The sequence below is a fragment of the Bradyrhizobium tunisiense genome, from assembly GCF_042263385.1.
In the GTDB taxonomy this organism is placed as follows: domain Bacteria; phylum Pseudomonadota; class Alphaproteobacteria; order Rhizobiales; family Xanthobacteraceae; genus Bradyrhizobium; species Bradyrhizobium tunisiense.
Genome location: NZ_JBHLEV010000001.1, coordinates 526357 through 538376 on the forward strand (window position 1 = coordinate 526357; position 12020 = coordinate 538376).

The following is a 12020-nucleotide window of genomic DNA, read 5'->3' on the forward strand; positions in this document are numbered from 1 at the left end:
ATGGTCCGAACCACACCAGCCGAACCCGAGGATGCGACAGCGCCCGCCGCGCTCTATTGGGGGAAAGTGATGCACGCGCGATGGCAGCCAGTGCAGCACAGGTTCACCTATCGCGTGATGAACCTGCTGATCGACCTCGACCGGCTGAAGGAAGCTGATCGCCAGTCATGGCTGTTCGGCATCAACCGCGCGGCACCTTTCAGCTTTCACGAACGCGACCACGGCGACGGCAGAGGCACGGGCCTCAGCCAACACGCCCGACAGCTCGCGGCGGAACGCGGCATCGACCTTTCCGGGGGCTGCATTCTGCTCCTGTGCTATCCTCGGGTCTTCGGCTACGTGTTCAATCCGCTCTCGATCTACTTTTGCTATCGCGCGTCCGGCAATCTCGCGCTGCTGATCTACGAGGTCCGCAACACCTTCGGTGAGATGCATTCCTACATCCTGCCTGTGCAGGAGAACTGCGTAAGCTCCGTCGTCCGCCAGAGCCAATCGAAGTCCTTCTACGTTTCACCCTTCATGGAGATGGAAACGCATTACCGCTTCAGCGTTTCTCCACCACGGCAGGATGTGAGAGTGCGGATCCTGCAGAGCGGCGCGCAGGGCGCGATGTTTGCGGCTGCATTTTGTGGGCGACGCCGCACTCTGACGAGCCGCTCTCTGCTGGCGGCGCTCCTCGGATTGCCTTTCCTGACCTTGAAGGTCATCGCAGCCATTCACTGGGAAGCGATGCGGCTCTGGCTGAAAGGCGTTCCGTACGTGCCTCGTTTAAAACAACGCGAGATCTGAACCATGGACCTGGCAGCTACCCATCCCGCCGTTCAATTTGATGGCGTCCCGTTCTTCGCCCGCCTGGCTCTGCGCCTTGCATCACAGCTTCGCTGTGGCACCCTTCATGTGCGTCTCCCCGACCAGAGGATGGTGACGTTGCGCGGCGCGCTTCAAGGTCCGTCGGCCACGATCGAGCTCAAGAACTACAGGTTCGCGCGCAGCCTCGTCATCGGTGGCGACATCGGCATGGCCGAGGCCTACATCCGAGGCGACTGGACCACGCCCGATCTCGCTCAGCTTCTGTACGTGCTCTGTCTCAACGAGGAGCTGGTCGACAGCGCATTCGCCGGGAATATGCTGGTTCGCCTCTGCCGGCGAGCGCTCCATCGCCTGCGCCGCAACACCAAGGAAGGATCGCGGCACAACATCCACCAGCATTACGATCTCGGAAACGAGTTCTTCGCGGCGTGGCTCGATTCCAGCATGACCTACTCGTCGGGGCTGTTCTCGGCCGAGACAGCCGACCTTCCCGCCGCACAACAGCATAAATATGAGCAGCTGGCGAAGGCGATCGAATTGGAGCCGGGCCAGAGCGTGCTCGAGATCGGTTGCGGTTGGGGCGGCTTTGCAGAATTCGCCGCCAAGACTTACGGCGCCAAGGTGTTGGCGCTGACCATCAGCAAGGAGCAGCATGATTTTGCCCGTCGCCGGATCCACAGGGCCGGGCTCGCCGAGAAGGTCGAAATCCGCTTGCAGGATTACCGCGACCAGGAGGGCCGCTTCGACCGCATCGCCTCCATTGAGATGATCGAAGCCGTCGGCGAACAATTTTGGCCTGCCTATTTCAATCAGCTGAAGCAGCGGCTGAAGCCCGGCGGACTTGCCGGCATCCAGGCCATCACGGTTCACGACGAACTCTTCGGCAGCTATCGGCAGCGGGTCGACTTCATCCAGAGATATATTTTCCCGGGCGGCATGCTGCCGTCGGCCGCCATCCTGCGGACGCTCGGCGAACGTTTCGAAATGCCCATCGTTCGCGAGCGCATGTTCGGGCAGGACTACGCCAGGACGATCTCGCTCTGGCGCGACAATTTCAGCCGGGCCTGGATCGATCTGACCTCTCTGGGATACGACGAGCCCTTCCGCCGGATGTGGGAATACTATTTGTGCTACTGCGAGGCAGGCTTCCGGGCGGGGAAGATCGACGTCGGGCATTTCGTGTTTGCGCGACAGGGGTGAGGGGGAATCGTGCGCCCGCTGGCCTGCTAAAATCCTGCCGCCGGCACCGTCAGTGGGCGTCCGCGTATCGCCCGTCCCGCAGGGTCCTTGCCGCTCTGGATGTCGTCGGTCCAGGCCGCGAAGGCCACTTCCTGGCTTGGGCCTGAAGCCGCGACAGCCGCGAGGCTGAAGCGATTGTGGCCGGTGGACGTGTTGAACTGGACGACCTGGCCCAGCGGACCCTTGGTCGAGAAAACCCGCGCCTTCACGTTGGTGGTGGCCGGCTGGTCGACGTTGAGCTGGACCCAGCCGATCAGGAAGCGCCCGCCCGAGAGCGGCGACAGCGTCGGCCAGGTGGCCTGGATGCGTTGCTCGCTGGTCGAGACGAAGTGGAGGTTGGCGGGCGAGCCGTCGGCCTTGTACAAATCCGCTTCCACGACGATCAGGGTGTTAGCCGTGGCGTCTTCCCCGAAATCGTTCAGATGCGCGATGACGAACTGGCCGCCGTCGATCGCGGCCATGGCTGCCGCGGTGGCAGTCGCTGGCGTGATGCGCTCGCTGCCCATTGCTCCCTTCGCGTTGAAGAGCTGATAGCGGATATGCAGCGGACCTGTGATCCGCGCCCTCCATCCGATGACGACGTCGCCAGTGGTCAGGCACGCCACCATCGGGACCTTGTGCAGCCCGGCGGTGGTGTTGGCGCGAAACTCGGCGCCGATCCTGCTTCCGTCGGCGCCGAAACGTTGCGCGCGGATGCGCTGGTCGGCCCGCTTGTCCGCCCAGACGACGATAAAGTTTCCGTCCTTCAGGCGCGCCAGAGCGGGCCGCGTCAAAGGCTCGACCGGCGACGTAGAGACCTGGATTTCCGGTCCGGACAGCGTATCGGCATCGAAGATGCGAAGCTTGAGCTGGGTGGTCGCCGTCGCGGCGCTGCCGGCCGCCTGCTCGACGCGGTCCCGGCGGCGTCGGCAAGTTGATCAGGATCTGGTCGCTGCTCTTGGCGCCGCCCGCACCGAACATCTGGCCCTTGATCGTGTTGTCGCTGTGGTCCTCCCACACCACGACGAATTGGGTGCCCTGAAGGCCGCATACGCTGGGCTGGCTTTGATCGCTGGCTGTGGTCGTGTTGATCAAGACCTCGTCCATGGTGTTTCCCTTCCTCAATCCAAACGTGATGAAAAGCGCGGGGTCGACCGAAAGTTGGGACTATAACACGGGCGCTTGTGGCGATTGCAATTGAGCAAGGGGGCAATGCGGCCCATGGCGCGCAGGTTCGGCGGGCGACTGGCGTTGTCGCCCTATGTCTACGAGCATTTCCATTTGAGGCTGGGCTTCAACGTGGGGAAGCGACAGCGCCCGCCTGGATGCGGCAACGACTTTCCGCGCGAGCTGCGAACCATAGTCACTGCCGGTCGGCGACCTTCACGCGTTCGCTGGGGGATGAGCGTGGCTACGCTACACGTAACCGAAGCGTGGTGCCCAGGGGCGGACTGGACATCAATCGACCAAACAACAACAAAATCAACTACTTACCAGGGCGTTAGACACTCTGTTTGTACCACTCAAATGTGTGTCTGTCGACCTACTCTAGTCGACTAGTTGCAGCCCCTCTGCGCGTCGATCGATGTCAGCCTTCGGCGCTTCCTTCAGCAACTAGCGATATGTCCAACCGGGGCACGCTTGCCCGAGTTCGGCTCCACTACGCACCCAAAGAATCCGGCTCAGGAGGGCCTTCATAGCCGGAGCCCCAGGTGCACCTCAGGCAGATAAACCAAGACAGCAAGACCGGCACGGCGGAGACTTAGTGCCGGTTTGGCCGGGCGAGCTGCTCGCATTAGGCTCCCCTTGCTTTAGCGAGCGGGAGCTCAAGGCCTCCGCAAGTTCGCACTTTCGATAAATAACCCGCGGAAGATGGAAACCGGACGTAGTGCCCCAGGCCAAAGCTCGGACCCTCTTGCCCTTGCGTTCTGCGAGAGACCTATGACCGCCCCTGGCAGCAGCGTCCGCGGGAGCCGTTCCCGGGGATCCTGCGCGGGCAGCCGGCACTGACGGCCTCGAGTTTGGTGGGGTCTGGCCAACAACTGAGCGGTCGGAAGGGTCAGGACGCCTCCCTACTCTCCCGACTTCTTGGTCGTATCAATAGCTGCACCGAGTTCAGTCACCGCCGCACCTGTTCGTAGCCTCTCAAGAGCGCGACGATGTTCTTCAATGCTCAGCCCAGATCGCGCCGGGTTCTCCTTGGAATATACCTTTTTCACGTAATCCGAACTGAGGCCCTTCTCTACTGCGACTTCTTCAAAGACATCGGCTTGGCTCTTGGCGCGAGTCATAACGCTGTCTTCAAACATCTTGCTGTCAACGAGTTGGACCAGGGCTTGGCGGTCCTTATGAGCTTTATATCGCTCGAACTCGCTATAGCCTCCTTGGTCGTTGCGAGTACCGAGCACCAGATCAGCCACATCCGCTCGCGCCCCCTCTCTCCCAACCAACTCAAGCAGCCCGGCGGATACTCCGAGCAAGAACCTCCTTATCTGCTTTGGAAGTGTAAGATCGTGCTCAAGACACAATCTCACGACCTCCCACAGGGCCAGAGCATTCTCCGTCTTGCGATAGTCACTGAGTGCCTCGTTGACCGTCTTCGCAAGGTCAGTCGGATATCCAGGCTCGTGAGGAATCGGCTCGACTTCTTCAGGCTTGGGCAGGTAATTGCTTCTATTCAACAAGGGTTGAGCTCCCAACTGCTTCGAAATTGTTGCCGGGGTCGGAGAGAGGCTCGGCAGATCAAGCTCTACTCGGGCGATGTAAGCTCGACTTCGCTGCCCCTTCACCGCTACTGCGCCATTTACAACACGTTTATTTTGCAGGATTAAAGGACCTATCTTGCAAGAACGCGCGCGGCGAAGGCGATCGCCCCTATCTATAACTTATTGATTTCACTATCGTTTTCAGCTCCAAAAATGCGATTACCCGAAAGCAGCTACTTTTTCTGCTGCAACCACCAACCCCGCCAGGACCGTCGGCGATCTTGTCCCAGCTTTGGACAACGGGCTTGGTGCGCTGCAATTTCCTCCGCTTTTCGAGCTTTGCTAAAGGCATTCTGATCTGCAAAAGTTTGCCCGATTTTGGCGATGGCTTGGTTCCGCTCCTTCCTCTCAATAAGACGATCACGAAACTCGTCCAGTTCCCAGCCAGTATCCGCCGCAGCCCAGGCGCAATCATCGATAGCGGAAAGGAAACGCATGTTTTCAGCTTGGGCAAGCTTCAGACGCGAATGGCCGAGCGAATGAGATTGCCCGCGTTGCTTTCTTCTTTTCTGATGCACCAATGGCGCGAGCCACGCTCGCGGAATGCCTAGCAAGGTCACCAGGGGAATGGGCCGACCCTGAGGACCTTGAACTGCGACATCAGCATCTAATCCCCGGATTAGTGAGCGCACCGCGCGCCAGTGAAACGCGATAGCACCTTCGCGCGCGTTTCGCGCCCGCCAGCTCACAGTGACGCTGGCCGCACGATAGCTTTTCTTAAGAAAGCACGTATTGATCCAGTCTCGTGCCGGCAAAACAAACTGGTCGTTGATCGACAGTGCCATTCGGACGGCGAACCCGTTCTCGAACTCCTCCAGTTGCCACATCCAATGAAAAGTAACGTCCGGCTGACACGACCACTCCTTTAAGCGCATGTGGAGTTGCCTGGTCAACTCGGAGGCTTCCGCGATAACGACTGCGGGGTTTCCACCGCGAAGCGCAAGCCTGACATTGAAAAGCTCACCATAGTGCTGCGTCATGAACGAGGCGGTGTTCCAGGTGAGCCGAACATTGCTCCAAGTCAGGAAGCTACTCGCATCTTTGCTTTTGCAGAAGATTTTGCGCGGTTTACGTAGCGGTTTTCCCGTTGAACTTTTTTCCCCATCACTCACGACCATCATCTTGTTGAGCTTCAACGCCACGGTCGCCAGTTTTGCATCCGATATCTCCGACGAACTCGTCACGCATTCTAACAAACCCTGCCAGATGTCATGGATCGGAATTCGCAAGCGTTCTGAGCAGTGCAGAACGCGCTGGCAAAGATTAGAGGTCAACATCGAGTTATACCCTCGCAGGAGCGGATCCTCCCGACGAAGCTTCAAAAACTTATCGAAATAGACGAACGCCAGATATCGCTCGACTAATTGGAGTTTACGGCCAGGCAGCTCGGTCCATCGATCTAAGGCTTCGAATTGAAGGGGAATATTGTCATTCAGCAGGGCCGCAAAAAAGCTCTCAAGGTGTCCGACCACGTCGAGGTTGAGTTCGTCTCTAACCACTCTCTCGGTGAGAGGCCCACTCGCCGCGACCTTTTCCAGCGCTCGGAGCAACAGACGAGGAGCCCCCGGAATGGCATTTGCTAACAAGGACACCGCACCGGGCTCATACATCAGCCCTTCGCGGTCGCAAACCTGAGCTAAGAACTTCTGTGCGGTTGACTCGTCCAGAAGCTCCAATTCGATGTGCTTCAATCGAGATTGAAGCGAGGTTGGAATTCTCTGAATGTGCGATGTCAAAAGGATGAGGGTTAGCAGAGCAGGTGGCCGCTCTGTTATTGCGAGCAATGCTTCCATCGCACGGGCCGATGCATTTTGAAGCTCATCCAAAATGATCACCCTTCTCGGAGCAGAGTTTGGCGCCACACGGGCGACCGTAAGGAGATTATGGAAATCGGCGATGGTCGACTGCTCACCGCACTCAAAGATGGTCACATCTGAAGCGAGACCGCGCCTATCAAAATCGTGGCAATAGCAGCATTCCTCGCATCCGTCCCCCTCGATCGGCGATTCACACATTATCCCCTTTCCGTAGAGATACCCCAAGCTGGTCTTACCTGTCCCCACGGGCCCTGACAGGAGTACTGATCGTCCTTCCTGAGTGCAGACCTGATCTCTTATGAACGTCACCGCCTTACGCTGGCCAAGCACGTCGCTTAGCCGATTAGGGCGGTATTTACGCGCCAAGTCATGCATTGTGTGCTCCCTGCCAAGAAGCAGCAGAGTATTTTGAGCATGAGAGCTGAGAAAGGGGCTGTACCGCGTCGGCATGAACCCCTGCTCGGAGAACCGGATAGGGCTAAGACATTCTCCGCTATGTGGAGAGCCCAGCATGTCTAACGTACCCTCTTCGATCCCCTCCGAGTGTGAGAAATTTCAGCTCGAACTGCCTCTCTGGAACAAACGCGATCCCAATCTGCATGCCGTGGGGATCCATGAGTTCTCGATGGATGGAGCATCGTTGCAACGGATCGTCAAATCGGTTTCGCTGCCCAGACTCGAAGGCCGTCAGGTCATTTTTGAATTGTCAGATAAGTTCCTGACCGCCCACGCAGAAACGAGGGACGGCGCGCTGCACCTTTCTGCACGCGCTCCACTGTCAGGCTCCTGCAGTATGGGCCCATCGACGATCTGCTTCGAGATTGCGATGGAAACGGCTCGCAAGGCTGCTGAAGCCTTCCAAGGGTCGTTGCATTTTCGATTGGCCGAGAGCGAGTCTATTCTGTGGGCCAGAACGAACGACGAGACTACGGTTGCTATCGCGGCCAAGTTGCATGAGCGCCCGCCCGCACGGGCCGTTCTCACAACCCTGGCCGAAGCTCCAGCACATGTGCTCCGCACAGCTCTGCAAACTGCCGGCGTCTACCATGCTTGTAAGGACCCCTCTACGGGCCTCAAACGAGATCTGCTCATCAGAGACGGCGTGGCTTGGCATGGCTACTTATACGCAGCGGCCCGTTATTCGTCTGTATCACTGCCGTTTGACTTGAATATCCCAGGCCTTCACATTCTCAATCTCACCGCCATGCTGTCTCGATGCAGTGGCCGCGTCACTATAGGCGAACTTGGCGACCGCTTCTTTTTGCAATCCGACGATGCAGTTGTCGCTTGTTGGTCGAAGAACCTGTTAACCTCCTCAGCCTGTCCTCGATTTGACCATCCGGATTCAATTTCGGTAACGGTCCGGACTGATTGGCTGCAGCCACGTATTTCCCTCTTTGCAGCGCTCGTTGATCAAGTGCAGTTCACCCACCTCGGCGGCGACCAGGGCGAGATGGTCCTGATGTCAGGTTCTTTCGCCGGGAACACAATCAAGTCATGGCACCGACTGCCCGAAGCAACGGCTGAGTTCAACTGTATAGTGCGATCACGTGACCTGATGCGCGCCTGTTTCCTGTTCGAAAGCCAACAACTAAAGCTAACTTTCAGCCATAGATGCATGAAGGTGGACGGTGTTGGCAGCGACCTGGATGCGAGCGTGATCCTTTTCAACGTGGCCGTACCCTGAACCAACACCTGGGGTCTCTGGTAGATTGTCTTACTGCATCATCTATATGCCACTAGTTGGTTGTTCTCGTGAAAGCCCGTAATCTCCGGGGCGGTGCATTCGTCGTCCGCTCTGACAAGCATACGGGAAGCGAGCCGCTGCTGGCCCGTGCGGCAACCGTTAAGTGCATTCTGAATGCTGGGAGGAGTTTTTCCTCGTTAGTGCGCGAGCAACGCTCTACCCTCGGCGCAAGAATGGCAACGAATTAGCTGGTCGAGGGCTGGTAAGTTGAAGATATTATCTACCTCCTTTCCTAACCGCCGGCATTGCCGGCGCCACCTCTACCTACCTACTCTAACCCACTCTACCCTACTCCACTCTACCTTACCCCAACTCTACTCTTTGGGTTCAGTAGGTTGTTTTAGCCATGCGCGCCGCTCACCCACCTATTGGATGATCTGCCTAGTCGAGCATGCCCGTGTTAGCTGGCAGGGGCCTTCTCCCGGTTCGGGGAAAGGTAAAGACCACGGCCGCTTCATTGGCTGCCCACTATTTTGATGATGGGCCTGGGAAGCGTCCATGCTCCCAACAGCTCGCAACTTCACACGTCGAGTTCTGAATCTCATTGGCATTAGCCACCACGAGGTTCTGCATGCAAACGACAGCTCGCGCCGACATCACGCCCCTCTCGCGCGTTCCGCTAATCCCCGAACACATCGTTCGGCGGCATAACGTTCATTTCGAAATCGACACCCGCTTCCGCCGCGCAGCCCGCTTGCTGCAGTACCTTTGGCTAAGTGACCACGACATTCCGACCGGTATTCATGTCCAGGGAACGGGGCAAGATGCCGTTACCATGGACATCGGCTCCTGCCTTAGTGCCGAAGCCGCCGAAGCCGGTAAGAACTTCATGTCGCCGGCTATTCATGGCTTGGTGCGCCACGAGTTGATCATGCGCGAGGAGGGAGCCATGATCGATGAGGACCGTCTTTTCAGAAATGCGCTGAGCTCGATGCCATTGGTCTTCAATCTCTTTGGTCCAATGGTCATCGACCCTCGTCTCGCAACGACCATCTTCCACGCCCTTCTGCCGGACTTCGTCAATACGGTCGAAAGTATCCGATTTGAGCATTCGCCTGGCCGCCACGAAGACCGGTTTCTCTCGGATGGGACTGCGGTAGACGTTGCCATGTCCGTTATCACCCCTGATGGGGAAGAGGCTACAGTCTTCGTCGAAGTGAAATATTCGGAGGACATGACCGGCCCTGCGGCGCGGCTACGGCCTCGATATGATGAAGCATCGAGGCAGGTTCGCCTCTTCAAAGATCCAGACAGCCAGCTGCTGCGGTCCCTGGCGCTTGAGCAGCTTTGGCGCGAACATATGATCGCGCAGCTCTCCGTCGATCATGGCATCACGTCCAGAGCCTTGTTCATCACGATTGCTCCAAGGCTCAATCGTCGCGCGAACGCGGCTTTTCGCGTCTATCGGAGCGAATTGTTGGACGCCGAAGCCGAACGCAACGATCAGGTCGGCTTCCGGTCCCTCGATCTGGAAGCCGTGATTAAGGCAATGGGCCAAACCGATGCCTCAGAGATGGCTAGTAAGCTGTGGGCTCGATACTGTGACTTCGAGCGTGTCTATCGCCTCGCTCTGAATGAATTCCCAGACACAGCAACCCTGAACATCACCTCTGGAGCTGCAAATCACGCCACGAAGCTATCGGCCAGTCGTCAACGTCGCCACCTTAAGGCGCGTGGCCCTTCATCGCTCGAAAAGTGAGGAGTGGTTTGATGTCCAACGTCGATCTCCTCACGGTGGCAGACCGCGTCCAACTTTTGGTGAACGCAATCAACGGCGGTGACCACGTACCAGTGGTGAAGTTTTTCACACCGGACGCTCAAGCCACGTGGCTCATCACTGAAGTTGATCCAGACGACCCCGATCGCCTCTTCGGACTGTGCGACCTCGGTCTCGGCTGCCCGGAACTCGGCTACGTTTCCCTCGCCGAGCTGTCGGAGCTCCGCGGCCCTCTTGGTCTCCCCGTGGAGCGCGATGTTCATTTCGCTCCTGACAAACCGCTGTCAGCTTTCGTTGAAGACGCGCGGAACAGAGGCAAAGTCGTTACATAGTCGTACTCTGTTTGGAGAGTCGCTGAGACGCTGGGCATTCGTTGCTCAGCGTCTGCAGCGTAGTACCGCACCATAGTTCGACTTTCTTAGCCCTCGGCGATCGAGTTTATGGACTATCCAGCCGGCCTTTGTCTGCGCAACATCCGCGTCAAACAAGAGAATAAGACGTCCCACCGTTTGAAAGCAAATTCCTCATCCTATACCGGGCGGGATGGGAAGTTAGTTAGCAAGCGCGAGCTCTGACGGCTCCGCCCTTCGGTGAACACCAACCATTGTGATCCGGCTGACAAAGCACCCGGGCGAATCGATTTCCCCGCACCGAAAACGCTATGAGCAACCTTCTGAGCTGGCTGCGAGCTGATTCGCGAAGGAAGGATCATAGCCAGCCCCCGACGGGCACCGGTCCTCGACGTTAGCCAGACGATTCGGGGATAGCCGGTTGATAGGCCGAATGGCATCGGCAGAAGCGCAAATTTTGCAGCAGGAGTGGGCTCCGGGATGCCCCGACCCACGGATGACGATTTCGCAGATTGATTGTGCGGGGTTCTCCATCCGCGTCAGAATTGAAGCAGCGCATAAAGGCCGACCGCCTGACCCCGGCCTCCCCGTCACAGGGTTGCGTTCAATCAAACAGCTTACCGACGGCGTGGCTCCGAGGTTCGGATTCATCAGGTAAGAAGGCTTCGCCACTGCAGGCGAAGCCTTGCCCTTCGGTCAAGGAACAGCCCCTCAAGCGTTCACCAAGGTTCGAACGATCGCTCTGGACCTCTCAATCCCGAGAGGTCCACTTGCATGGTGCTGAATTCAGCAACCCCAGCCCGCATCACACAGCCCATCCAGTCATTCGACCAAACGGCCCCGCGAGCACCTGCGACACTCACCCTGCTGAGCTCACCCGCAACTTAAACGCCGCCAGGCAGAATAGTGTGTCGAAAGACTAGGGTTTGCACACATGGATTTCACGGCTGTCTTTTTGTATCTCAAGGCAGCCATCTCGAAGAGGCTGGCAGAACATTCAATCGACCTCACCGGCACTCTAAAGACAAGCCTGGTTAAAGGGACGATTGCCGCCGCTCTGGCTGTGGTGCTGTTCGCTGGCTACGCGTTCATCCGCGGCGGAGTTCAATTCAAACCTGGCCATATGCCTCAATGCGAGAGCCCCTTCACGCGAGACCTGCTCACGAAAGTGGTCAACGGTTCGATTGCCGGGCGGCAAGGCGTCAAGCTGCTCCAGGTCGATGAGATCGCGGACTTCGCCGTCCGGGTACCCGCAACGGCCGGCGACCCGCACGCTGAGTTCAGAAACTGCAGCGCTTTCGTCCGCACCAACGCGGGCAGGGCCATTCTATTTTTCCAACTGACCTGGGGAAGTCGCAAAAAGGATGAGGTTTGGCTCGAGATTACCGAATCATCTCTCTAGCGTTTCGAGTCCGGCGTGCTTCGCCGTTACCGCGCGCCCCAAGATTAAGCCCCGCCCGAAAGGTTGATCGCCGTGCTACACATTAGTGGTCCTAGCGGTCGAGCGATATGTGGGGGAGGGAAATCTTCAACAGCCGAACCCGCTCAAAGGGCTTCGATGCAGTGTCCCAGTTCGAGAACAACGCTCACTCCCTA

10 protein-coding genes are annotated in these 12020 nt (G+C 58.0%); 7 read left to right on the forward strand and 3 right to left on the reverse strand.

The window, feature by feature from the left end:
- Entirely contained in the window at window positions 1-789 is a 789-nt protein-coding gene (locus tag ACFDR6_RS02460) for a DUF1365 domain-containing protein (protein WP_375857230.1), read from the forward strand.
- 3 nt (window positions 790-792) lie between these two features.
- A complete protein-coding gene (locus ACFDR6_RS02465) occupies window positions 793-2010 on the forward strand; it encodes a class I SAM-dependent methyltransferase (protein WP_375857231.1) in 1218 nt (405 codons plus the stop codon).
- A gap of 26 nt (window positions 2011-2036) precedes the next feature.
- On the opposite strand, the gene ACFDR6_RS02470 is transcribed toward ACFDR6_RS02465, so the two are convergent.
- The gene (locus tag ACFDR6_RS02470; protein ID WP_375857232.1) at window positions 2037-2822 is read right to left on the reverse strand and encodes a hypothetical protein; all 786 of its coding nucleotides are present in this window, start codon (window positions 2820-2822) and stop codon (window positions 2037-2039) included.
- A gap of 70 nt (window positions 2823-2892) precedes the next feature.
- Here ACFDR6_RS02470 and ACFDR6_RS02475 point away from each other — a divergent pair, with 70 nt between their 5' ends.
- Complete coding sequence (locus ACFDR6_RS02475) at window positions 2893-3201, forward strand: hypothetical protein (protein ID WP_375857233.1); 309 nt, start codon at window positions 2893-2895, stop codon at window positions 3199-3201.
- A gap of 899 nt (window positions 3202-4100) precedes the next feature.
- Here ACFDR6_RS02475 and ACFDR6_RS02480 read toward each other — a convergent pair.
- Complete coding sequence (locus tag ACFDR6_RS02480) at window positions 4101-4712, reverse strand: hypothetical protein (protein ID WP_375857234.1); 612 nt, start codon at window positions 4710-4712, stop codon at window positions 4101-4103.
- Window positions 4713-4966: 254 nt separating this feature from the next.
- Window positions 4967-7123, reverse strand: coding sequence for a DNA polymerase III delta subunit-related protein (locus tag ACFDR6_RS02485; protein WP_375857235.1), 2157 nt, complete (start codon window positions 7121-7123; stop codon window positions 4967-4969).
- Between ACFDR6_RS02485 and ACFDR6_RS02490 the strand changes: the two genes are divergently transcribed.
- The 4 genes from ACFDR6_RS02490 (at window position 7122) to ACFDR6_RS02505 (ending at window position 11826) form a co-directional block, all read left to right on the forward strand.
- On the forward strand, window positions 7122-8297 hold the full coding sequence (locus tag ACFDR6_RS02490) for a hypothetical protein (RefSeq protein ID WP_375857236.1): 1176 nt from the start codon (window positions 7122-7124) through the stop codon (window positions 8295-8297). The genes ACFDR6_RS02485 and ACFDR6_RS02490 overlap by 2 nt on opposite strands.
- Before the next feature lie 631 nt (window positions 8298-8928).
- Window positions 8929-10056 carry a PGN_0703 family putative restriction endonuclease gene (locus ACFDR6_RS02495; RefSeq protein WP_375857237.1) on the forward strand — a complete coding sequence of 376 codons (1128 nt, stop codon included), beginning with the start codon at window positions 8929-8931 and terminating at the stop codon, window positions 10054-10056.
- Window positions 10057-10067: 11 nt separating this feature from the next.
- Window positions 10068-10406 carry a DUF2958 domain-containing protein gene (locus ACFDR6_RS02500; protein ID WP_375857238.1) on the forward strand — a complete coding sequence of 113 codons (339 nt, stop codon included), beginning with the start codon at window positions 10068-10070 and terminating at the stop codon, window positions 10404-10406.
- Window positions 10407-11358: 952 nt separating this feature from the next.
- Complete coding sequence (locus ACFDR6_RS02505) at window positions 11359-11826, forward strand: hypothetical protein (protein ID WP_375857239.1); 468 nt, start codon at window positions 11359-11361, stop codon at window positions 11824-11826.
- Window positions 11827-12020 lie beyond the last annotated feature (194 nt).

Coding starts and splice junctions, on each gene's coding strand:
- ACFDR6_RS02465 (WP_375857231.1), top strand. CDS start 793: ATGGACCTGGCAGCTACCCATCCCGCCGTTCAATTTGATGGCGTCCCG.
- ACFDR6_RS02505 (WP_375857239.1), top strand. CDS start 11,359: ATGGATTTCACGGCTGTCTTTTTGTATCTCAAGGCAGCCATCTCGAAG.
- ACFDR6_RS02500 (WP_375857238.1), top strand. CDS start 10,068: ATGTCCAACGTCGATCTCCTCACGGTGGCAGACCGCGTCCAACTTTTG.
- ACFDR6_RS02495 (WP_375857237.1), top strand. CDS start 8,929: ATGCAAACGACAGCTCGCGCCGACATCACGCCCCTCTCGCGCGTTCCG.
- ACFDR6_RS02485 (WP_375857235.1), bottom strand. CDS start 7,123: ATGCTGGGCTCTCCACATAGCGGAGAATGTCTTAGCCCTATCCGGTTC.
- ACFDR6_RS02460 (WP_375857230.1), top strand. CDS start 1: ATGGTCCGAACCACACCAGCCGAACCCGAGGATGCGACAGCGCCCGCC.
- ACFDR6_RS02490 (WP_375857236.1), top strand. CDS start 7,122: ATGTCTAACGTACCCTCTTCGATCCCCTCCGAGTGTGAGAAATTTCAG.